The organism is Harryflintia acetispora (assembly GCA_004340125.1).
Taxonomy (GTDB): Bacteria; Bacillota; Clostridia; order Oscillospirales; family Ruminococcaceae; genus Harryflintia; species Harryflintia acetispora.
Genome location: SLUK01000007.1, coordinates 103,987 through 125,525, shown reverse-complemented (window position 1 = coordinate 125,525; position 21,539 = coordinate 103,987). Strand labels below are relative to the sequence as shown.

Annotated in this window: 21 protein-coding genes; 5 read left to right on the top strand and 16 right to left on the bottom strand. The window is 51.7% G+C overall.

What is annotated here, in order from left to right; all coding sequences use genetic code 11:
* The first annotated feature begins 17 nt into the window (after nucleotides 1-17).
* Complete coding sequence (locus EDD78_RS09080; protein ID WP_132084739.1) at nucleotides 18-539, top strand: hypothetical protein; 522 nt, start codon at nucleotides 18-20, stop codon at nucleotides 537-539.
* A 118-nt stretch (nucleotides 540-657) separates the two neighbouring features.
* Here EDD78_RS09080 and EDD78_RS09075 read toward each other — a convergent pair whose 3' ends face one another.
* The 5 genes from EDD78_RS09075 to EDD78_RS09055 form a co-directional block, all read right to left on the bottom strand.
* On the bottom strand, nucleotides 658-1,116 hold the full coding sequence (locus EDD78_RS09075) for a C-GCAxxG-C-C family protein (protein ID WP_132084738.1): 459 nt from the start codon (nucleotides 1,114-1,116) through the stop codon (nucleotides 658-660).
* The gene (locus EDD78_RS09070; RefSeq protein ID WP_132084737.1) at nucleotides 1,109-1,783 is read right to left on the bottom strand and encodes a putative periplasmic lipoprotein; all 675 of its coding nucleotides are present in this window, start codon (nucleotides 1,781-1,783) and stop codon (nucleotides 1,109-1,111) included. The genes EDD78_RS09075 and EDD78_RS09070 overlap by 8 nt, the downstream gene beginning before the upstream one ends.
* Nucleotides 1,784-1,843: 60 nt before the next feature.
* Entirely contained in the window at nucleotides 1,844-4,450 is a 2,607-nt protein-coding gene (gene clpB, locus EDD78_RS09065) for an ATP-dependent chaperone ClpB (protein ID WP_132084736.1), read from the bottom strand.
* A 222-nt stretch (nucleotides 4,451-4,672) separates the two neighbouring features.
* On the bottom strand, nucleotides 4,673-5,605 hold the full coding sequence (locus tag EDD78_RS09060) for an alpha/beta fold hydrolase (protein WP_132084735.1): 933 nt from the start codon (nucleotides 5,603-5,605) through the stop codon (nucleotides 4,673-4,675).
* Between the two features lie 29 nt (nucleotides 5,606-5,634).
* On the bottom strand, nucleotides 5,635-6,078 hold the full coding sequence (locus tag EDD78_RS09055; protein WP_079700004.1) for a hypothetical protein: 444 nt from the start codon (nucleotides 6,076-6,078) through the stop codon (nucleotides 5,635-5,637).
* 244 nt (nucleotides 6,079-6,322) lie between these two features.
* Here EDD78_RS09055 and EDD78_RS09050 point away from each other — a divergent pair, with 244 nt between their 5' ends.
* From EDD78_RS09050 to EDD78_RS09035, 4 genes are all read left to right on the top strand, one after another.
* On the top strand, nucleotides 6,323-7,483 hold the full coding sequence (locus tag EDD78_RS09050; RefSeq protein ID WP_079700003.1) for an isocitrate/isopropylmalate family dehydrogenase: 1,161 nt from the start codon (nucleotides 6,323-6,325) through the stop codon (nucleotides 7,481-7,483).
* Nucleotides 7,484-7,581: 98 nt separating this feature from the next.
* The gene (locus tag EDD78_RS09045; RefSeq protein ID WP_079700002.1) at nucleotides 7,582-8,220 is read left to right on the top strand and encodes a redox-sensing transcriptional repressor Rex; all 639 of its coding nucleotides are present in this window, start codon (nucleotides 7,582-7,584) and stop codon (nucleotides 8,218-8,220) included.
* A gap of 41 nt (nucleotides 8,221-8,261) precedes the next feature.
* The gene (locus EDD78_RS09040; protein WP_165873173.1) at nucleotides 8,262-8,801 is read left to right on the top strand and encodes a GNAT family N-acetyltransferase; all 540 of its coding nucleotides are present in this window, start codon (nucleotides 8,262-8,264) and stop codon (nucleotides 8,799-8,801) included.
* Between the two features lie 329 nt (nucleotides 8,802-9,130).
* Nucleotides 9,131-9,361, top strand: a complete 231-nt coding sequence (locus tag EDD78_RS09035) for a helix-turn-helix domain-containing protein (RefSeq protein ID WP_132084733.1) — start codon at nucleotides 9,131-9,133, stop codon at nucleotides 9,359-9,361.
* Between the two features lie 326 nt (nucleotides 9,362-9,687).
* Here the strand turns inward: EDD78_RS09035 and EDD78_RS09030 are convergent, their stop codons facing one another.
* The 11 genes from EDD78_RS09030 to EDD78_RS08980 form a co-directional block, all read right to left on the bottom strand.
* On the bottom strand, nucleotides 9,688-10,320 hold the full coding sequence (locus EDD78_RS09030) for a cytidylate kinase-like family protein (RefSeq protein ID WP_079699999.1): 633 nt from the start codon (nucleotides 10,318-10,320) through the stop codon (nucleotides 9,688-9,690).
* 270 nt (nucleotides 10,321-10,590) lie between these two features.
* Entirely contained in the window at nucleotides 10,591-11,760 is a 1,170-nt protein-coding gene (locus EDD78_RS09025) for an alginate O-acetyltransferase AlgX-related protein (protein ID WP_132084732.1), read from the bottom strand.
* Between the two features lie 12 nt (nucleotides 11,761-11,772).
* Entirely contained in the window at nucleotides 11,773-13,188 is a 1,416-nt protein-coding gene (locus EDD78_RS09020; protein ID WP_132084731.1) for an MBOAT family O-acyltransferase, read from the bottom strand.
* Nucleotides 13,189-13,351: 163 nt separating this feature from the next.
* Nucleotides 13,352-14,320 (bottom strand): glycosyltransferase family 2 protein, encoded by a 969-nt coding sequence (locus EDD78_RS09015; RefSeq protein WP_132084730.1) that lies wholly within the window; start codon nucleotides 14,318-14,320, stop codon nucleotides 13,352-13,354.
* Between the two features lie 17 nt (nucleotides 14,321-14,337).
* Nucleotides 14,338-14,739, bottom strand: a complete 402-nt coding sequence (locus EDD78_RS09010) for a GtrA family protein (protein WP_132084729.1) — start codon at nucleotides 14,737-14,739, stop codon at nucleotides 14,338-14,340.
* Nucleotides 14,739-15,632: an NAD-dependent epimerase/dehydratase family protein gene (locus EDD78_RS09005; protein ID WP_132084728.1), complete on the bottom strand. Its 894-nt coding sequence runs from the start codon at nucleotides 15,630-15,632 to the stop codon at nucleotides 14,739-14,741. The genes EDD78_RS09010 and EDD78_RS09005 overlap by 1 nt, the downstream gene beginning before the upstream one ends.
* A gap of 2 nt (nucleotides 15,633-15,634) precedes the next feature.
* Nucleotides 15,635-16,555: a transketolase family protein gene (locus EDD78_RS09000; RefSeq protein ID WP_132084727.1), complete on the bottom strand. Its 921-nt coding sequence runs from the start codon at nucleotides 16,553-16,555 to the stop codon at nucleotides 15,635-15,637.
* Nucleotides 16,545-17,360, bottom strand: a complete 816-nt coding sequence (locus EDD78_RS08995; protein ID WP_132084726.1) for a transketolase — start codon at nucleotides 17,358-17,360, stop codon at nucleotides 16,545-16,547. Before EDD78_RS08995 ends, EDD78_RS09000 begins: the two co-directional genes overlap by 11 nt.
* 341 nt (nucleotides 17,361-17,701) lie before the next feature.
* A complete protein-coding gene (gene rfbG / locus EDD78_RS08990) occupies nucleotides 17,702-18,760 on the bottom strand; it encodes a CDP-glucose 4,6-dehydratase (RefSeq protein ID WP_132084766.1) in 1,059 nt (352 codons plus the stop codon).
* On the bottom strand, nucleotides 18,760-19,542 hold the full coding sequence (rfbF, locus tag EDD78_RS08985) for a glucose-1-phosphate cytidylyltransferase (RefSeq protein ID WP_132084725.1): 783 nt from the start codon (nucleotides 19,540-19,542) through the stop codon (nucleotides 18,760-18,762). The genes rfbG and rfbF overlap by 1 nt, the downstream gene beginning before the upstream one ends.
* Before the next feature lie 65 nt (nucleotides 19,543-19,607).
* Entirely contained in the window at nucleotides 19,608-21,203 is a 1,596-nt protein-coding gene (locus EDD78_RS08980) for a glucosyltransferase domain-containing protein (protein ID WP_132084724.1), read from the bottom strand.
* Nucleotides 21,204-21,539 lie beyond the last annotated feature (336 nt).

Sequence of the window (21,539 nt, the reverse complement as noted above, 5' to 3'; positions counted from 1 at the left end):
TGGCCGATTGGAAAGGTGTGAGTTATACCGAAAAGGATCTTCTCAACATGCAGCAGGAGGCGATCCGCCGGGTGCGCCAGATGCAGCAGCGCTCCCGCCAGACGGTGCAGCAGGCCAACGCCGTGATCTCGCCGCCCATGCAGGACACCATACATATCCCGGTGCAGGGCCCCACCCAGGGCCCGGGCAACGCCGCCCCAAACGCGCCGGGCCCGCAGGCGGCCGGCTCGAACCATCCGTCGGACGGCGGCGCGCATAGCGGAACCGCGGGCGCACAGAGCGGCGGCACGGTCTCCTCCCTTCTCAGCCAGCTGACGGGGAACCTGGGAATCCACCTGCCCCAGTTCGGGCAGGGCGAAGGGAAGGGCCTCGGGAACGTCATCTCGAACTTCGTCGGGGAGGACTCCCCCATTGGGAAGGTGCTCGACGCTTTAAACATCGACAACGAGCGGCTGCTGCTCATCGGGCTGCTGCTGCTGTTGATGAACGAAAAGGCGGATTTTACGCTGCTGGTCGCCCTGTTCTACCTGTTGCTATAATTGTAATGGCCACCGGCTATGCCGGTGGCCATTCATTTGCCCGGAGCGCTGTGGATAAAAAATAGCTCTTCGATCTATTGTGTTCAGCAATAAAAAATAGCCGCGTAGCGGCTATTTTTTATAGTTTATTCGCTTTTGGGAAAAGCTCTTCCTCCAGTATTTCAGCCGCGCAGCGCACCAGCTCGGGACAGGGGCGCTTTTTGTAGTACGCCCCGGTGCGCGCCTCGGGGGTGGGGGAGTCCGGCCCGGCCGGGAGCCCGAGCAGCTCGCGGCAGACGATCGAACCGTTCTCCTCCCGGTAGCGCGCGGCCAGCCGCTGGATCAGCTCGTAGTGCGCCTTTTTGGCGGCGGGGTCCTTCGGGTCGCTGTAGCCGCGCAGCAGCCCGGCGGCCAGGAAAATACCGCTCACCGCGCCGCAGACCTCCCGCAGCCGGCCCATGCCGCCGCCGAAGGAGGAAGCGAGCGCCGCGGCCGTCTCCCGGCTGAGCCCGCATTCCTCGGCAAAGGGGAGGAATGCCGCCTGCGCGCAGTTGTACCCCTCCCTGAAAAGTTTTTCCGCCTGCTCCGGTCTAGTCATCCGTTTTGCCTCCCTGATCTTCAAGATAAGTGTTCCGCGCCGCGTCCCACACGTAGGGGACCTGCTCGTATTCCCCGGTCGCGTTGTTGTAGACTTGGGTGGCGAAGCCGTTTTCCTTCTGCACAAAGACGGCGCAGTATTCATTGTCCCCCTTGCCGTCGCTGGCAAAGATCGCGTAGGGTCCGCTTTGCGGGGTGATCGTCCCGTCGGGCGCGATGGTAAAAAGAGTGTAGCAGTCCGCCGTGCTGCCGGCCCACTGGCCGATGGTGAAGTCCGGGTTCCCGTCGCCGTTATAGTCTGCAAAGTGCAGCGCGAAGGGAAGGCCGACATCGCTGAAAAGCAGCTCCTCCCGGCCGTCGCCCTCCAGCGCAAGGGAGGAAAGCGCCTCCCCGTCCGCCAGGACCTGCACCTCGCAGACGCCCTGGTAGTTTTCCTCGCCCAGGCCCCCGCCCAGGGCCACCTGATCGCCGGTGAGGAAGACCCCCTCGCGCAGGACGAGGCGCACGGTCGCGCTTCTGCCGCCTCCGAGGACGGTGTCCCCCTGCGCCAGCAGAAGATCGCGTACCGGCGCACCCGCGGTCTCGTCCTGTGGGTCGCCCTGTGTTGTGCGGGCGCAGCCCGAAAGCAGGAAGGATACGGCAAGCAGCCCGGATAGGAAACGTTTCATGGTCTCCCTCCTTCATGACAAAGAAATGGTGGGGAACGAAAGCTCCCCACCATTGTAATCTTATTTTTCCCGGATGGCAAGGGCCCCGTTCTCGAAGTAGATTTCCATCGCGGTGCCCGGCGCCAAGTCTTTCCCGATAATCTCCTTGGCGATCAGGGTTTCCACCTTGTGCTGGATAAAGCGCTTTAGCGGCCGCGCGCCGTAGACCGGGTCGAAGCCGCTGTCCACGATGAAGCGCTTGGCGTCGTCGGTGACGGTGAAGCTCAGCTGCCGCTCCTCCATCCGCCGCCCGAGGTCCTGCAGCAGCAGGTCGACGATCTTCATGATCTCATCCTTCTGCAGGGGCTTGTAGAAGACGATCTCGTCCAGCCGGTTTAAAAACTCGGGCCGGAAGGACTGGCGCAGCAGGGCGTTTACCTGCTCCTTGCTCTCCTCGCTGATCTCGCCGCCCTCGGTGATCCCGTCGAGAATGTAGTTCGAGCCGAGGTTGGAGGTCAGGATGATGATGGTGTTCTTGAAGTCCACCGTGCGCCCCTGCGAGTCGGTGATCCGCCCGTCGTCCAGCACCTGGAGCAGGACGTTGAACACGTCGGGATGGGCCTTCTCGATCTCGTCGAAGAGCACCACCGAGTAGGGCTTGCGGCGAACCGCCTCGGTGAGCTGGCCGCCCTCCTCGTAGCCCACATAGCCGGGAGGCGCCCCGATCAGGCGGGAGACCGAATATTTCTCCATGTATTCGCTCATGTCGATCCGCACGATGTTGTGCTCGTCATCGAAGAGGCATTCGGCCAGTGCCTTGGCAAGCTCGGTTTTCCCGACGCCCGTCGGCCCCAGGAAGAGGAACGAGCCGATCGGCCGCCCCGGGTCCTGGATCCCCGCGCGGGAGCGCAGGATGGCTTCCGACACCTTGGTGACCGCCTCGTCCTGGCCGATCACCCGCTGATGGAGGATCGGTTCGAGATTTAAGAGCTTTTCTCGTTCGCCCTCCATCAGCCGGGCCACCGGGATGCCGGTCCAGCGCCCGACGATCCGCGCGATCTCCTCCTCGGTCACCTTGTCGCGCAGCAGATTGTCGCTGCTCGTGCGCTCCTGCTCGGCGATGGTTTCCTCGGCCTCCAGCTCCTTTTGGAGCGCCGGCAGCCGACCGTATTTGAGCTCGGCGGCCTTGTTGAGGTCATATTCCCGCTCGGCCTTTTCGATCTGGGCGTTGACCTGCTCGATCTCCTCGCGCAGGTGCTGCACCTTGCCGATGGCCTGCTTCTCGTTCTCCCAGCGCGCCTTCATTTCGCCGAAGGTGGCGCGCATCTCGGCGAGCTCCTTCTGGATTTCCCGCAGATGCTCCTGCGAGAGCTTGTCGCTCTCCTTTTTGAGCGCGGCCTCCTCGATCTCATGCTGCATGATCTGCCGGGAGATGTCGTCCAGCTCGGTGGGCATGGAATCCATTTCGGTGCGGATCATCGCGCAGGCCTCGTCCACCAGGTCGATGGCCTTGTCGGGCAGGAAGCGGTCCGAGATGTACCGGTGGGAGAGGACCGCCGCGGCGATCAGGGCGTTGTCCTGGATTTTGACGCCGTGGTAGACCTCGTAGCGTTCCTTGAGCCCGCGCAGGATCGAGATGGTGTCCTCTACCGTCGGCTCGTCCACCAGCACCGGCTGGAAGCGCCGCTCGAGGGCGGCATCCTTCTCGATGTACTGGCGGTACTCGTTTAGGGTGGTGGCGCCGATACAGTGCAGCTCGCCGCGCGCGAGCATGGGCTTTAAGAGGTTGCCCGCGTCCATCGAGCCCTCGGTCTTGCCGGCGCCCACAATGGTGTGCAGTTCGTCGATGAAGAGGATGATCTTCCCCTCGCTCTTCTTGACCTCGGTGAGCACCGCCTTGAGGCGCTCCTCGAATTCGCCGCGGAACTTGGCCCCCGCGATCAGCGCCCCCATGTCCAGCGAGAAGAGGGTGCGCTCGCGCAGGTTTTCCGGCACGTCCCCGCGCACGATCCGCAGCGCCAGCCCCTCGGCGATGGCCGTCTTGCCGACGCCCGGCTCGCCGATCAGGCAGGGGTTATTCTTGGTTTTGCGGCTGAGGATGCGGATCACGTTGCGGATCTCGCCGTCCCGCCCGATCACCGGGTCGAGCTTTTGCTGGCGCGCCAGCTCGGTCAGGTCCTGGCCATATTTTTTGAGCACGTCATAGGTGTCCTCCGGGTTGTCGCTGGTGACCCGGGCATTGCCCCGCACCGTCTGCAGGGCGTCCAGGAACTTGTTCTTTTGCAGATCGAAGCTCTCGAACAGCTCGCGCATCGAACGGCTGGGGCGCTCCAGGAGCCCCAGGAAGAGATGCTCGACCGAGACGTATTCGTCCTTCATTCGCTCTGCGATCCGCTCGGCCTCGGTCAGCGCCCGGTCGGTGTCCTGGGAGACGTAGATTTTCCCGCTCTCCCGCCCCGAGCCGCTCACCGCCGGCAGCTTTCGCACAAGCTGTGCGACCGAGCTCGTCATCATCTGGGGGTCGATCCCGATTTTTTTGAGCAGCTGCGGGATCAGCCCGCTCTCCTGCTCCAGCAGCGCTTGGGCGATATGCTCCTGCTCGATCTGCTGGTTTTGGTTTTCTATGGCAATGTTCTGTGCCGCGCCAATCGCTTCCATCGATTTTTGGGTAAGCTTTTGGGTGTTCATCTGTGATTCCTCCTCACTGGGGTAACATTTCTATTCTGCCCTAGTTTCTATTATAGTCATAAATATGAAAAGAATATGAATCAAAATGATTTATTTTGAAAATTAGTGAAATAATATTGTTCTTATCACTGGGAGCCAACCCTATGACGATTGCCCCCGGACGGTTCCTTTTTCACACAAAAAGCCCCCGCTCGTATACGAGCGGGGGCCCGGCCGACCCGATTAAATCTCGTTCTCGATCCAGTCCAGGATGTCCCCATAGACCTCTTCGCGGTTGAGTTCATTGAGCAGCTCGTGCCGCGCGCCCTCATAAAGCTGCATTTCCAGGTCCTCGACCCCGGCGCTCTGCAGCCGGTTATAGACCTGCAGCACCCCGCGCCCGAAGTTCCCCACCGGATCGCAGTCGCCCGAGAGCAGCAGGGTGGCAAGCCCCTTGGGATAATCCCTGGCCCAGCGCGGGGAATTTGCAACCTCCATCATGGTGAAGAGATCGAGATAAGCCGAGGCGGTGAAGCGCTGCCCGCTTACAGGGTCGGCAAGATAGCGGTCCACCGCCGCCTCGTCCCGGCTGAGCCAGTCGCTGGCGGTGCGCGTGGGGGTGAAGCGCCGGTTCATGTTGCCGATGACCAGCTCGTGCAGCCGTTCGGGGCGGCAGAATTCGCCTTCCTTACGCAGATACCGCTGTGCGAGCAGGATCCCGAAGCCGGTCATCGGGTTCGGCCCGGCGGTGCCCATCAGGATGACCCCCGCCAGGGTGTCCGGGTATTTCACACAGTAGAGCCGCGCGATCAGCGAGCCCATCGAATGCCCCAGCAGGAAGATTTGGCGCTCGGGGAACATCCCCGCCGCGATGTGGCAGAGATGCCGCAAATCCCTGATCAGGCACTGGTAGCCGTTCTCGTGCGCAAAGTAGCCCAGCCGCTCGGGACTGCCGGCGCTCTTGCCGTGGCCGAGATGGTCCTGTCCGAAGACCGCAAGGCCCTGCTGCGCGAGATAGAGCATAAACTCGTGGTAACGTCCGATGTGCTCGAGCATCCCGTGGCTGACAAGCACGATCCCACGGATCTCCTCCCCCTCGGGGAAGTAGGCGACGGCGCTGATGTTGTCCTCGCCGTTCGCGCTGTGAAAGCTGATGGAACGAATATTGATGCGCATATCATTTCACTTCCTTTGATTGGCCCACCTCAGATGGAGGCGGGCTTTGCCTTGCGCCGCGCCGGAATCTGCGCGCGGGTCACCTCGGCGGTATTCCCCTCGCCGTCCACCGTGAAGAAGCGCACATGGGTGAACTTGCGCCACACGTCGCAGAGGATGGAATCCTCCCCCTGTGGCAGGCCGGTGAGGACGTTCTGGGTCTTGTTATGCTTGATAAAGCTGATGATCAGCTTGACGGGGTCGTCCCCGTAGACGATGTTCATGGTGGCGTCATGGCTTTTGGAGACCTTGTAAAGATGCTCGAGCGCCAATGGATTCTGCGGGTAGCGCCCACTCTGTACGCTGAAGACGCACAGCTCGGTCTTGGTAATATCCGCCACGGTCTGCCCCGCGTGGATGATCCGCTCGCACTGGAATTGGTTTGTCACCAGCACCACGGTTTTGGGCGTCGCCTCTTTGCGATTGGCCGTCATGGCATTCTCCCCAATCTGTATCGTTGCGCTGCGGTAACAGCGTTCCATCATTATTATAACGTATCTTTGTGAAGAAATCATTACTGGCCTGTATTTTTTCCGCACAGGCTGTCGCATAATGGAACTTGCAATGCAGTATAAAACTTATTGTCATATAATTGACAATCGTTCCCGATTATACTAAAATAAAACCATTGAAGGAAGGCCATGTGTTGATTTTGAGAAGACCCCTAGGAGGTTTACTGTGGAAGATAAGCTCAGCGGCGCCACCGCCCGTTTCGAGCAGCTGGTGAAAGACCAGCTCGCCCGGGTCGAGCGGATGAAGGCGCAGAAGGATTTTATTGACTATAAAACGCTCGACCCCATCATCATCGGGGTGTGCGGGGGTGACGGGATCGGCCCGGTCATCACCGGCGAAGCGAGAAGGGTGCTCGAGTACCTGCTCGCGGACGAGGTGGGGCGCGGCAAGGTGGAGTTCCGTTCGATCGACGGGCTGACCATCGAGAACCGCGCGGCGCAGCATAAGGCCATCCCGGACGACGTGCTGCAGGAGCTCAAGGCCTGCCATGTCATCCTCAAGGGCCCCACCACCACCCCGCGTGCCGGGGACCCCTGGCCGAACATCGAGAGCGCCAACGTCGCCATGCGCAAGGAGCTCGACCTGTTCTGCAACATGCGCCCGGTCAAGGTGCCCAGCGAGGGGATCGATTGGACCTTTTTTAGGGAGAACACCGAGGGCGCCTACGCGGTGGGCTCCTGCGGGGTGAACGTGGACGAGGATTTGGCGATCGACTTCGTGGTCACCACCACCGAGGGCACCGAGCGGATCGCCAAGCTCGCCTATGAGTTCGCGGATAAAAACAAAAAGGACCGCGTCTCGATCGTGACCAAGGCCAACGTCGTCAAGACGACCGACGGCAAGTTTTTGAAGCTCTGCCAGGAGATCGGCAAGCAGTATCCGCACATCACCACCGACGACTGGTATATCGACATCCTGACCGCCAAGCTGATCGACCAGAAGCGCCGGCGCGATTTTAGGGTGTTTGTGCTCCCCAACCTCTACGGGGACATCATCACCGACGAGGCCGCCGAGTTCCAGGGCGGGGTGGGCACCGCGGGCAGCGCCAACATCGGCAAGCGCTACGCCATGTTCGAGGCGATCCACGGCAGCGCGCCGCGCATGGTCAGCGAGGGCCGCGCCCAGTATGCCGACCCCTGCTCTATGCTGCGCGCGGCGGTGCTGCTGCTCTCCCACATCGGGTATCAGCAGCAGGCCGACAAGCTCGAGCGCGCGCTGGATATCTGCATGTATGAGGAGAAACGCCTGAGCGTCACCGGGCGGGACACCGGCGCGACCTGCGAGGACTTCGGCGACTATGTGATGGAGACGATCACAAAGCTCTAGAATTGACACCGCGGGGGCAGACAGGACCGTCTGCCCTCGATTGGTTCTTTCGACGGATGGTCGCAATATGGGAAAATGAAGGGTTGGAAGGTGAAATAGTGGCACGATATGAAGGGGTCTCCCCATCGGTGATCCGGCGGCTGCCGCGGTACTACCGCTTTTTGGAGGACCTGCAGAAAAAGGACGTGCACCGCATCTCTTCCCGCGAGCTCTCCCAGCTGATGAACCTGACCGCCTCGCAGATCCGGCAGGACCTCAACTGCTTCGGCGGGTTCGGCCAGCAGGGGTACGGCTACAACGTGGACGCCCTGCTCGGGGAGATCGGCAATATTCTGGGGCTACATAAGGGATACAAGGTGATCCTAATCGGGGCGGGCAACCTGGGCCTGGCGATCGCCAAGCACATGTCCTTCGAGACCAAGGGCTTCAACCTGATCGGGATTTTTGACAAGCAAAAGGAGCTCATCGGCATGCCGGTGCGCCATCTGGTGATCTCGGACGTGAACCGGCTGGAGAACTTCTGCAAGACCTTCTCGCCGCAGGTGGCGATCCTGTGCATCCCGCGCGAGGAAGCGCCCGAGCTGGCCGACCGGCTGGTGAACTACGGGATCAAGGGCTTTTGGAACTTCTCGCACTATGACCTGGCGATGGATTATCAGGACATCGCGGTGGAGAACGTCCACCTGGGCGACAGCCTGATGACGCTGTGCTACGAGATCAGCGAGATATTGGAATGACCACGGGCGGGCTGCGGCCCGCCTTTTTTAAAGGAGACAGCATGGGAGAAATTGTGATCCGCTCCCTCGGCGTGCGCGACTGCGTACCGGGCCTGCTGCAAAGTTTCGAGCGCTACCAGCAGGTCACCAGGGTCTGGCGCACCGTCGGCGGGGAGCAGAGAATTGTGGATTGCCCCTTCACCGAGCACTGGAGCGGGGAGGAGAAGGACGAACTGGTGATAAATACGCTCCTGCCCGCGCTGCAAGCCGGCGGCGCGCTCTACGTCGCCTACGACGGGGAGACGGTGGCCGGCTTCGCGCTGCTGGAGGGGGTGCCTGCGGGCAGCCGGGGGCAGTACCGCATCCTCGCCGAGCTCTACACCTCTTATCCTTACCGCGGCAGGGGTATCGGGCGCAGGCTCTTTTTGCGCTGCGCCGGTCGCACGCGGGAGATGGGCGGGCAGTATCTCTATATTTCGGCCCACTCGGCCGTGGAGAGCATGGCCTTTTACCGGGCGATGGGTTGTGTTGCCGCCGGGGAGGTCAATCAGAGGCTGGCCGAAAAGGAGCCTTGCGACTGCCAGTTGGAGTGTAGGATTTAGCGGGGTTTCGCCCCCGTACGACGACCCCTTTCTTTTGTTTGAAAAGAAAGGGGGAAAGAAAGCAAACAAAGGAGGGGGTACTCCTCCTTGACCACCCCACGCGCGACCACGCGCGGACTATACACGTTTTCGCACGCCGCGAAATGCGAAGCCGCCCCCGACGTATGTCGGGGGCGGCTTTTTGCCCGCGCAGGCAACTGATCACTACAACGATGGTGCCCTTTCCCGCGCAGGCCATTTTAAATTTCAAGAACTCATAATAAGTTCTTTTTAAACTTAATCACATAGAAAAATTGTATAATCAAATCACGAAAGGGGAGGTGGGAGTCTTGCAGGACAGGGAATATGGATATATAAAAATAAAACTGGAAAAGGTCATCCGGGAAAGCGGCCTAAGCAAAAACAAGGTGTCCCACTTTTCTGAAATGCAGCGCACGCAGCTAAACACCTATTGCAAGGGCGAATTGCAGCGCGTGGATTTGGTTGTTCTGGCTCGGATATGTCATACGCTAAGCTGCAAAGTCCAGGACGTTCTTGAGTATGTGCCGCCTCAAGGATAATTCGCCTGGTGTGGTTGGCATTTCTTTTGCGGGCCGAGCTGCGACCCGGTTTGCAGCTGCTTGGCTTCGCGTTCTGCTGTGTCCGGCGGCGCAGTCAGCTTTGAGCAGTGCGTGAGGGGGAACATAAAAAGAGGGGGATACTTCCCCCTCTTTTTCGTCTTTTCAGAGCCCTTTTCTTTGAAAAGGGCTAAATCTTCTTCTACGTCGAAAAGGTTACTCGGGGCGTGGGGCGGACAGCCCCACAAACGAAACTCCCGGTGTACAGCCGAGGAAATCCTCGGCCACCGGCCGCCCCGACACTGCCGCGCGGCGGCCTCGGATGACAGTTAAAGAGAAATCCCCAGCTTGATCTCGAGATAGGCCTTGGTCAGCGCCACGCACTTGTCCCACCCCAGGTCGCTGGAGTTGAGGCACAGGTCGTAGTTGTCCGCGTCCCGCCAGCTGTTGCCGGTGAAATAGCGGTAATAGTCCCCGCGGCGCTTGTCGGTCTTGCGGATAAAGCGCTTGGCCTCCTCCTCGTCGAAGTTGGGGTGTACCTCCATCGTCTTTTTCACGCAGTAATCGAACGGCGCGTGCACGTACAGGCGCAGCACGTTCGGGTAGTCGCGCAGGATGTAATCCGCGCACCGCCCCACGATGACGCAGCTCTCGGTGTCCGCGAGCTGGCGGATCACCTTGCACAGATAATTAAAGAGGTTCTGATCGCTCGTGAAATCGTCGCTCTCCGGGGGGATGACCTCCCCGGTGTGCACGCTTTTGGGCGCCTTGAGGATCAGGGGCTTTTTCAGGTTCTCGTCCGCCTTGGCGAAGAGCGCCTCGTTGATCCCGCTCTCGTCCGAGGCGAGGCGGAGCAGCTCGTCGTTGTAGAACTTGATCCCCAGTTCCTCGGAGAGCATCTTGCCGATGGTCTTGCCGCCGCTGCCGTATTCCCGCGCGACTGTGATCACATAGTTTTTCATATGACCGCCGTCCTTTCCTGTTTGCATGACGGATATTTCCTACCTTCAGTATAGGATATTGTTGGGGACAGGTCAAGGAGAAGGCGGCAATTTTTTATGATTCATAAGGACAGTATGTTTATTTTTTACTCTCGTTCGGCAATTTAGAATAGTGTATTTATACTCTGCCAGATGGATAAATTTGAGAAAAAATATAGAGATACTGTAGAGTTATGTGAAGAAAGAATAAATTTAACTGCTTAATGGATTACCCAACTATTAGCTAGCCTCCTACTTGACTGCAAGACCAAGCTGCTGGCGAATGTAGGAGAGACCAATCGAAACTGTGCTTGTTGATGGCACAAAAACAACATATTCTGCATCGCATGCGGCTGCATAATCATAGAGGGTTTCCTCCACATTGAGATATCGATAGTCCAGCGACTCCATACTGCGACAGACCGGAAGAACAAGTGCCTCTAATATATTAGTAAAGGAAAGACCGCTAATGAGAAACGACGGGCCGTCATTTTGCGTTGTTTTGATCAAGGTATGTCCAAAATCGCCCCCCATATAAGCAGAACTGTATGTGTTTTGATCACCGAAGATGGGCTGGTCACTTTCTTTGTCCATATCCCACCTTTGATAGGACAACGATGGGCTACTTACGACGTTGAGGGGTTCCTCATCCGGGATAATAATCCTACCGATTGTTCGATTATAGGTACCATCCATCCTGCGTAAGGCGAGAGTGTAATCTGCCTTTGTATACTTCGGAATAGCGGGGTAGTGATTTGATACAATTTTTATTAAATCATGGTAAACCAGCATTGCTCCGTCAAAATTAGCATGGTGATCCGTTTGATAATAAAATGGGCCCTCCTCCTGATTTTGAAGAAATAGTTCATAGGCATTAATAAAAACAACGTCGTCAGAAAGATGTTCCCGAAACAGCGCGATCTCTTCCGCCTCATGTGATATCGGATAGTACCAAGGCAGGTATTCCTCCATCACAGTATCCTTGCGTGGAAAGTGAATGTAGATGAACGTCTTCCCAAGAGCGGCAATCTTTGCGGCTTCCTCATTGACGAGCTCTGCCGCAGCAATCAGTTCACTTTTGCGCTTTTCCAAATCGTCCGGTATTAAGGGAACTCCAAACAGTTGATCTTCTTTGCCAACTACATGTTTTAAATAAGATAGCCCACAAGAATGCATTAGGCTGTAATATTGATGAACAAACTGTTCCCTATACTGAATTTGGTCGGTAAACGCAGTTTCTAACTGTTTAAGATATTTCATATCGAACAGGCTCTTCCAATCAAGCTGCGGAAATTGTGTATAGTTACGCCACTCCATTTCGCTCCACTTTTTGTGATTGTCTGCCGTTAGCATCCCAAGCCCTCCGCAGAACAGAAGCACGAGTGCCACGAACACCGCCTCAATTTTTATCCTGAGTTTCATTTGCAATCCCTTTCAAAACCGAAAATAAATAAACGGGTTATACGTAGAATTGACGAGGAACAGCACGCAAACATAAAACAGCCCCAGCAGCACAGCATATTTCATTCCTGCTGCGATGCTATCTCCGACCTTCACGCACAAAAATGCACCTATATTTCGTCTGACCATATCGTAGACCGGCATACTGAACACGACACCAAGAATTAAAAACGGCCAGAAGCGGCCGACATAGACCCAAAACTCATCCATCCCGTGCAGATCGACGTGCGGAATCAACATGGCCTTCAGGAAGCGCGCACATCCACGCAGGCTATCTGAGCGAAACAGTACCCACCCGAAGATTACGCCCAGCAACGTATATGCATGGCGAAATAGCCGCGGCAGCTTCTCCAGAAATCCACGCAAGAAAAACTTTTCGAGCGCCAGCAGCACAAAATAGTAAAGCCCCCAGAGTACAAAATTCCATGCCGCTCCGTGCCAAAGTCCTGTCGTCAACCAAACGACAAACAGCGTAAAGACATTGTGCAACCAACTGCCGCGGTTGCCTCCAAGCGGGATATAGAGGTAATCGCGAAACCAAGTACTTAATGAGATATGCCAACGCCGCCAGAATTCTGTAATCGACTGCGAGATATAAGGAAAGCGGAAATTCTCCTCAAAATGAAATCCAAACATTCGGCCCAGGCCGATCGCCATGTCAGAATAAGCCGAAAAATCAAAATATATTTGCAATGTGTAGCCGATCGCCCCCAGCCATGCAACCGGTGTTGTGAGCACAGTCAGCTTGAAAACTGCATCTGCGAGGGCACCCATGTTGTTGGCAACGATGAGCTTCTTTGCCATGCCGAGAATGAAGCGTTCGAGTCCCTGAGCAGCATCGGAGACTGTCGTTTTACGGTTGTTTATTTCCTGTGCGATCGTGGAATACCGCACAATCGGCCCAGCCACAAGCTGCGGGAACAGCGAAACATACAGCAGCACGTTTGCCGGGTTTTTTTGTGCAAACACTTGTCCCCGATAAACATCGATCACATATGACATCGCCTGAAACGTAAAAAACGAGATGCCAATTGGCATGACGATATTGGGTATTATTATTTCCGTATGAAAAGCGGCGTTCAGAGTTTGGAGTAAAAATCCGGTATATTTGAAGTAGACTAACAATCCCAGATTTAAGGCCAATGCAAGGGCTACAAGAAGTTTGCTACGCCAATTTCGACCACCACAGCGGCCGATCAAGAGAGCCGCAACATAATCAACCGTTACTTCTGCTACCATGACAAAAACGAACTTTGGCTCGCCCCATCCGTAGAATGCCAGACTAAATAGGAGGAGGACATAATTCCGATATCGTTCCCCGGAGAGAAAATAAGTCACAAGTAAACAGGGCAGAAACGCAAATAAAAAAACTGTACTGCTAAATACCAACTGGTTTCCTCCTAATAGGTATCTTTAATATACATTCTGCAATTTATCATTTTTTAGAGAAGAACAACAAAAAGCAACTCTCTAATTTAGAGAGTTGCACAAAAAGCTCCTTATAATCTATGTGTTGTTAAAATTATAGTTTAATTGTCGCCGCCTCATCGAATTAAATACTAGCATCACGTACTCTATCATCAGTTTCTGTAAAATTTATTCTTTCTTCTTCGATAACAAGCGGACGATGGATGATGCGAGTATTCATACTCAAGATATATTCACCCAGTAAACCGATAAAAAACAATTGGATCCCCCCAAGAAAGAAGACACCAATCAAAATTGGCGCATTGCCCGCTATAAACTGATCCCAATGATTCAGCTTTTGAATCAAATAAAAAATTGCAATTAAAAAACTAACTCCAGAAACTATAAAACCGGCGAATGTAGCAAATCGCAAACCAGCTTTTGTATAACTGGTAAAACTCAACATAGCAGCATCAAACAAAGAAAAAAAGTTATTTGATGTTTTTCCTGCTTTACGTTTCTGCTGCTCATAAGAAATTTCCAAATGGTCCGGCGCATACTCAGCAACTATACCCCTCAAGAATGGGGTAGGATCGTCTAAGGTCTTCAGCACTTCTATGAAGCTTCGGTCATACAGTCCGAAGCCTGTAAAATGCTCTATTTGCTGCACATCGCTCATCGCACGAATCAACTTATAATACATTCCTCGCAGCCAATACCTCAAAGGATTTTCTTTACTGCTAGTTTTGATCATACTAATAACTTTGTGCCCTTTTTCCCACTCATGTACCATGGTCGGTATCAATTCTACGGGATCCTGGAAGTCTGCACAGAGCAAAATTGTACAATCGCCAGTCGTCTGACATAAACCATAATAAGGGCTATTAAACTGCCCAAAGTTCTTCATATTAAAAATAGCTTTAACACGCGTATCTTCTTTACACAGAATCCGTAAAATCTTCCGCGTATCATCCTTTGATTTGTTATCAATAAACAATATTTCGTAATTATATTCCGAAAGTTCCCTTTCAAAGACTGCTTGTACAGCCTTACAAATTGACCACACGTTATCCTGCTCATTATAGCAAGGTATCATAATTGAAATTTTTCTCATGCCTTTATCCCTCCTTTTTATTGAAAAGTCCAGAATTTATTCAGAAAAAAATTAAGTGGGATAGTCACCAATAGATTCAGCACTGGGCAAATGACTGCAGACCTCCCCATTATATCAACCTCCAAGTACAGCAAGCCTGTACTCAGCAGGAATGTCGCACCGTAACTGAGATATGTTTTTCCTAGCTTTATCACCATTCGACCGAAATTATGGCTTTTATCAGCAAAGACGTATTTATTATTCCAATAAAAAGCATTGGCTACGCTAACAGCCCAGCCGACTACATTTCCAACCAGATAACAATCAGGATCGATCCAAAGAAAAATGTAGTAGATAATCAAAGAAACCAGCGTATTAGATATTCCCACAATTCCAAATTTGAGGAACTGCAATATGTTTTTTTTTTCAAATTTTATCATTAAACGGCCCCAAAAGCATCCAGCACAGACTGAATCCCTTCCGCAAAAGATATTTGGGGGCACCAATTCAATTCCCTTTTTAATTTGGAGATGTCCGGCCAAAGTGAAACCATTCCCGTCTTCGGATATGGAACTGACCCAAATAGTAAATTACTTTTTGTTTCAGTAATCCTTGCCATTTCGAGCACATAATCTCGCAGCATCCGAACATCTCCACTGCCGAAATTATAGACACCATTTGGACACGGAATCTCGCATAAACGGACAAGCGCATTCATTGCATCCTCAATATGCAGGAAATCCCACATTTGGATGCCCTTAGTCAATTGACACGGACGCCCTGCCAACATATCTCGCAAAATACTGATGACCATTGTTCCATCAAAATCACTAGGTCCATACAGGCTAAAAAATCGCGGTTCTTTATACTCCACTCCATTGTTCTCGCACAGCATTGCTGTCTGTTCATAAAACTCCAGCTTAGCCTTTCCATATTCTGTATTCGGAGAGCAAACACAATCTTCTGAAATGATTTCCTTGTGTGGACCATATTCTGCCTGTGAACCCGCCGTCACTACCCTGCCGCATCCTGCATACAACATCGACCTTACACCCTGTATTGAAAACTCTAGATTTGCTTGCTGCAAATCACGATCCATTCGAGCCATTGCCCGCGTACCATTCCACGCAAGATGTACAAAACAATCACATGGGCCGACAAGTTCACCGATTTGATGATAGTCCTCAAGGCATAGGTGTATTTGTTTGATCTGCAGTAAATCCTGAATAGGATTTCGAGTGACTAAAACTACTTCCCATCCGGCCTTAACCGCTTTAATAGTTAGTTGCCTCCCGATGAAGCTGTTAGCCCCTGTGATGACCATTCGCCTCATTATCAGTTCTCCCAACACTCTAAGATCCGTTTAGTTATTTTCTCCGCATTCAGCCCATAATAAGTGCGTAAATATTGCTGGCTTCCTACGACACTAGTATACTCATCATCGAGGCCTAATCGAAGCAGTCTTGCATGGGGAGCAGAAAGTTCTGAAATTACTTCAGCAACCGCACCGCCTAATCCTCCCAATCGATTATGTTCTTCAAGCGTTACAATGAGCTTGCTTTCCCATGCGCATTGGCAAATCAATTCTGTATCGATTGGCTTGATCGCAGGAAAGCTATATACACCGCCAGAAACCCCATGATCAGCCAATTGTTTGGCTGCTAATCTGGCTTCAGAAACAATTGTTCCAGTGGTAAAAATATTGACGCAATCTCCCGCTTTAAGTTGTATTGCTTTATTTATATCCGCTATAGCATCGGCATGAATACACTGTTCTCCGCCCTTTGCTAGTCGAACATAGCAGGGGCCCTCAACACTGTTCACCTCATGTAACACCGCTACTGCCTCTACGGGGTCAGCCGGACAATAAACTCGCATATTGGGAAGCGCCCGCATGACAGCTATATCTTCAGTTGCATGATGACTCATTCCCAGCTGTCCATAAGCAAATCCACCGCCTACAACAACAATTTTTACATTGGCACTATGATAGCAAACATCATTTCGAATTTGCTCCAAACAGCGTAATGTAACGAAGTTTCCAATAGAATATACATAGACTGTATTTCCATTTAACGCAAGGCCAGCAGCGACAGACATCATATTTTGTTCGCTAATACCCGCATTGATAAAACGTTCAGGAAATCTTTCGGCAAAAGCATCCAAAACACTGAAGCCCAAGTCTCCAGTCAAAAGGAAGATTCCAGAATCGGTTTCAGCTAATTGCTCTAAGCCCTTAATAAATCTATTTCGCATGCCTAGCAGCCCCCAATTCTCTCATAGCCCTCTCGTAATCTTCACCTTGAGGATCACGATAATGCCATAAGAGTTTATTTTCCATAAAAGAAACTCCCTTACCCTTAATCGTATTTGCAATAATGCAGGTGGGCATACCTGACACACTCTCATGCAGCGCCATGCGGAGCTGGCTGTGGTCATTGCCATCCTTTACATCAATAACATGCCATCCAAAAGCACGCCATTTAGTTGGCAGATCCTGAAGATCAGCAATATCTTTACACCATCCCAGTGCCTGCATTCCATTATGATCTACAAGAACTGTTAAATTATCCAGTTTCTGCTGCCGTGCAAATAAGGCCATTTCCCATATAGTCCCTTCGTCGCACTCACCATCCCCGACGATAACATAGACACGATACGGGCTGACCGCTCGTTTCGCAGCTAAAGCCATTCCAGCTGCAACACTCGCTCCATGACCAAGACTGCCAGTTGAAAACTCGACTCCGGGGACCTCTTTATGAGAAACGTGGCCAGAATATACGCTTCCATCGGTATAGTACTTTGATAGTTCAGATCTCGGAAAAAAGCCCATTTCCGCCAAAGCTGCATAAACGGCTATTCCAGCATGCCCTTTGCTTAATATAAAACGGTCGCGCTCGGGCAATTCAGGATTTTGCGGATCAATATGAAGAATATCCGCATACAGAACAGCCATCATATCTGCAACCGATAGAGCGGCCGCTATATGGGATGCATGATGCTCATGTACCATTGTCATAGCATCCTCCCGGATACGTATTGCAAGTTCGTAACTATCCAATATTAGGACACTCCTTCAATTATAGTTTTGCTGTATCTCTTATCATGCTTGCTATAATCTCATCCGTCATTCCCGGACAGCGTCAGCCCATAAGGTATCTTACATAATACAGTCAATATTTTCAATGTCTCCACGACACAATATTTCTTAATCACTCTAGGGCATCCGATCGAAACAAGAACGTTTCATAAGATTTCCACTGAACAACATCCGGGACTATACACCTTTTACTTTAATGCATAGACAATGCGATTGCCATGCTAAAGTATGATGGCAAATAGCAACGGCATCCAAAATCTCCTGCTGCTGCACTGCCCGTTCGTTTTGCCATTAAAACATTCTCAAGTCTCCAAATACGCGGCGATCTGCCGGTCCATCTCTCCAGGGACATCTCCGCCGGACATCCATACCTGCGTCCACTCTACCGTCTTTCCGACTGCCTCCTCGATATGCCATCGGGGAGTCCATCCGAAAATCATCTTTATCTTGGAACAATCTAAGCGCAGAAAGTTGGCCTCATGAGGGGCGTTCTTTTCGACCTGATTTTTCCACCGGGCGCTTCCACCCCATGTGCGACAGAAAAGATCTACCAATCTACCGGTAGCGACACAATCACAGTCATCAGGGCCCACGTTGTACCACCCCGCCAGGGACGGCTCCTCATACTGCCGGGCGGCAATCATCAAATAGGCCACTACCGGCTCCAAAACATGCTGATAGGGTCGAGTAGAAAAAGGGTTGCGCACAAGGATAACTTCACCCTTCTCCTGGGCCCGGATACAGTCGGGAATGATGCGGTCATCTGCAAAATCTCCGCCGCCGATGACGTTGCCCGCTCTGGCCGTAGAAATAGGGAGACACCCATCGGCAAAAAAGCTGTTTTTGTAGCTGTGAGTCACCAACTCTGAGCAACTCTTACTGTTAGAATAGGGATCAAAGCCGTCCAAAAGCTCATTTTCCCGATACCCCCAACACCACTCGTTGTTCTGATACACCTTATCAGTGGTGATATTCACCACTGATTTCACAGACGTCTGTGAAATCCGCACACATTCCAACAAATTCACTGTTCCCATCACATTAGTTTCATAGGTATAGCGAGGGTTCTTGTAGCTGTCCCGGACAATGGGCTGGGCTGCTAAATGCAGGACAATCTCCGGACGGGCGGCTTCAAAGGCTGCACTTAGTTTACTCATGTCTCGAATATCCCCAATGATGCTGGTCATTCGCCCTTCTAGGCCTGCTAAACTAAACAGGTTTGGCTGCGTAGGAGGTTCCAGGCTGTAGCCAGTAACTTCGGCTCCGGCTCCCACCAGAACCCGACACATCCAACTCCCCTTAAAGCCGGTATGGCCGGTAATGAATATCCGCTTGCCGCGGTAAAATCTGATATCTTTCATCAGTCGGTCCACACTTTCCAGGGGGCTTGTCCCTTCGCCCACAGTTTTTCCAAGGCTTCCTTCTCCCGCACAGTATCCATACATTGCCAGAAACCCTCATGCTTGTAGGCCATAAGCTGGCCCAGCTTTGCCATCGATTCCAGGGGCAACTTTTCCAACACAGTACTGTCACCCTCTATGTAATCGATAAACTCCGACTGGCAGACCATAAAACCAATATTAATCATATTACCGTCACCCTGGGTCTTTTCCCGGAACTCCCGGATGGACCCATCGTCGCCGATATCCAGTACGCCGAAACGCTGCCCGGCGTTATAGGCAGACATGGTTACCATCTTTCCATGGGACTGGTGAAATTTCACCAGCTCCGTAATATTGAGGTCCGAAACCCCATCACCATAGGTGAGCATAAAGGGTTCCTCTCCAATGTACTCCTTTACACGCTTTACTCGGCCTCCGGTCATGGTGTTGAGGCCGGTATCCACCACTGTTACCTTCCAGGGCTCTGACGAGTTGTGATGGACAATCATTTCGTTTTTGCCCTGAGTGAAATCATACGTAATGTCCGAAGTGTGAAGGAAGTAGTCGGCAAAATACTCCTTGATAACATGTTGCTTATAGCCTGCACAAATCACGAACTCATTGAAGCCATGTGCGGCATAGAGCTTCATGATGTGCCACAAGATGGGCATCCCTCCGAGCTCCACCATGGGTTTAGGCTTGAACTGGCTTTCCTCTGAGATCCGGGTGCCGAAGCCGCCGGCTAAAAGAACTACTTTCATGTTTTCTCCTCATATTATTAACAGATTAGTATTACCATACCGCCAAAAACAAGGCCGTGCCAACCTTATGACCCCTCGCCAAGCTTCACTACAATGACATCGTTAATTTTTTTGATATAGCCATGAGCAGGAAAACAGGGCATTTTCATAAATTCTTCTGTGGACTTAATCTCTTCTCTTAGGTCGGAACTCACACCCTTATATGACATACCCAGATAGCATTCCATCATTTTGGGGAAATGATAGTATGCATAGAAATTTTCCCCATTGGAGACACCGGTATATGGCTGCATATAATAAAGTTGGTCTTTTGAGCTAAGAGAAAATGGTTCCACAAACATAACCTCAGACGAAACATCAAAACCTTCCACATTGGTCAAGTCCGTTTTAATTTGCACAGCAGCGGCATAATCCGCTTCATAGCCCAGCCGTAGACGCGTATAGCCGGCGTTTGTTAAAACAAACCACTGGAAAAGTTGTACAGCAATGAGCGCCCAAACCAATACCGGTAAATATATTTGCAATCTCCCAATTTTCTCTTTTTGAACGCTGCCGTCATCGAAAGTCGTAAGGGTTTTCTCCGCCAGAACTAAACCAAATACAAAAATCAGCACAAATGGGTATTTCATCAGCCAATGAGTATTTGAATTTTGCCCCAAAACCGCAATTAGATGAACCCCAAAGGGGAGTATCAGTATTAACGTGGTCACCAACAACAATTTTATAGGTTTCATTTGCGACTTGTTCTTAAAAATTGCCAAAGCAATTAACACTAAAAATAACAGCGTGATTATACAGTAAAGCCACCGAAAGTTTAGATACCCGATCGCTCCAAATTGATCCTTAAAGAAAAAACCCAAAACTGATTGATATGTTCCAATTAGCAAGCCAGGAATTTGTGCAAACTCCACATGCTGCATCTGGTCGATCCCACGATAGCCCGACAAAGACATATCTTTAATATCAAGATAAAGATTCAAAATAACATAGTAAAGTACGCAAGAGGTAAGCAGAATCAAAATATACTTAACGCCTTTTCTAAAGACAGTCGAAATCTCTGAACTTGTAAAAAGCAATTCATAAATACATAGAAAAATTAGTACCGCTGCCGCAACACCAATGTAGGCCTGATAGGTGAGCAAAGAAACTGTAATAAAGATAATAGCTAAGACGATATTTCGCCTCTTACTTTCCTTTTGCGCAAAATAAGTACCGATCACTGCTAAAAGCATCGACAAGAAGAAAACGTTCTCCATCTCATAGGCAAAAGTACACATAACGGACGGAAAAGTTACCAAGACAGCTCCCATCAGAAGAGCCGTAAGCTTAGTTTTAATTGCAAATATGTTTCCTAAAATTGCAGAAGCAATAGAAATGAAGAAAATAGCCATCAAGCTGTTCAAACTGCCAATACTGACACTACCCAATAATTTGACCATAATCGGGAATAACGGCTTTCCCTGAGCAATCAAATGATTATAATTGTATTGTGATATTTCATGAGCTATGACATCCCAATTGGCTATCCAGCCGGTTATAGCGGAAATATGATAAAACAAGCCAAACACTAAGCTACTTCCCGCAGCCCACCAGAAGCAGGGGGAAACTTTACTAAAATTGAGCTCCGAAAAAATTTGGAGTTTCTTCAAAATATTTTCCAAAGTACTTACCTCACTTCCTTATCAATTTTTCTAAGTTTCGCAAAAATGCATCCGGCAACTTGCATTAGCCTCTAAAATACCAAACCCTGTAAAAGTCTTATACATCACCGACTCCAGTTCCGGGCTATATCCATTGATTATAATTACTTGGAGTCAGCATTGAACTTTTCTTAGTCCCGGAAACATAGCTTCCGATAAGTATCATTCCATCCCTCATTGCTATTGACAACGTAATTCTTACTTTGTCAATCTTTGCCTTACAGCTCCTAAATATTATTTTATATTCTAGCATAGTGTTCCTCTTGATGCAAGAAATAACGTCATAATTGAGCATGG

Bases quoted from the DNA above. Each gene is read 5' to 3' on its own strand.
- EDD78_RS09075 (WP_132084738.1), bottom strand. From the start codon at position 1,116: ATGACTAGACCGGAGCAGGCGGAAAAACTTTTCAGGGAGGGGTACAAC.
- EDD78_RS09070 (WP_132084737.1), bottom strand. From the start codon at position 1,783: ATGAAACGTTTCCTATCCGGGCTGCTTGCCGTATCCTTCCTGCTTTCG.
- clpB (WP_132084736.1), bottom strand. From the start codon at position 4,450: ATGAACACCCAAAAGCTTACCCAAAAATCGATGGAAGCGATTGGCGCG.
- EDD78_RS09060 (WP_132084735.1), bottom strand. From the start codon at position 5,605: ATGCGCATCAATATTCGTTCCATCAGCTTTCACAGCGCGAACGGCGAG.
- EDD78_RS09055 (WP_079700004.1), bottom strand. From the start codon at position 6,078: ATGACGGCCAATCGCAAAGAGGCGACGCCCAAAACCGTGGTGCTGGTG.
- EDD78_RS09040 (WP_165873173.1), top strand. From the start codon at position 8,262: ATGGGAGAAATTGTGATCCGCTCCCTCGGCGTGCGCGACTGCGTACCG.
- EDD78_RS09030 (WP_079699999.1), bottom strand. From the start codon at position 10,320: ATGAAAAACTATGTGATCACAGTCGCGCGGGAATACGGCAGCGGCGGC.
- EDD78_RS09025 (WP_132084732.1), bottom strand. From the start codon at position 11,760: ATGAAACTCAGGATAAAAATTGAGGCGGTGTTCGTGGCACTCGTGCTT.
- EDD78_RS09015 (WP_132084730.1), bottom strand. From the start codon at position 14,320: ATGAGAAAAATTTCAATTATGATACCTTGCTATAATGAGCAGGATAAC.
- EDD78_RS09010 (WP_132084729.1), bottom strand. From the start codon at position 14,739: ATGATAAAATTTGAAAAAAAAAACATATTGCAGTTCCTCAAATTTGGA.
- EDD78_RS09005 (WP_132084728.1), bottom strand. From the start codon at position 15,632: ATGAGGCGAATGGTCATCACAGGGGCTAACAGCTTCATCGGGAGGCAA.
- EDD78_RS09000 (WP_132084727.1), bottom strand. From the start codon at position 16,555: ATGCGAAATAGATTTATTAAGGGCTTAGAGCAATTAGCTGAAACCGAT.
- rfbG (WP_132084766.1), bottom strand. From the start codon at position 18,760: ATGAAAGATATCAGATTTTACCGCGGCAAGCGGATATTCATTACCGGC.
- rfbF (WP_132084725.1), bottom strand. From the start codon at position 19,542: ATGAAAGTAGTTCTTTTAGCCGGCGGCTTCGGCACCCGGATCTCAGAG.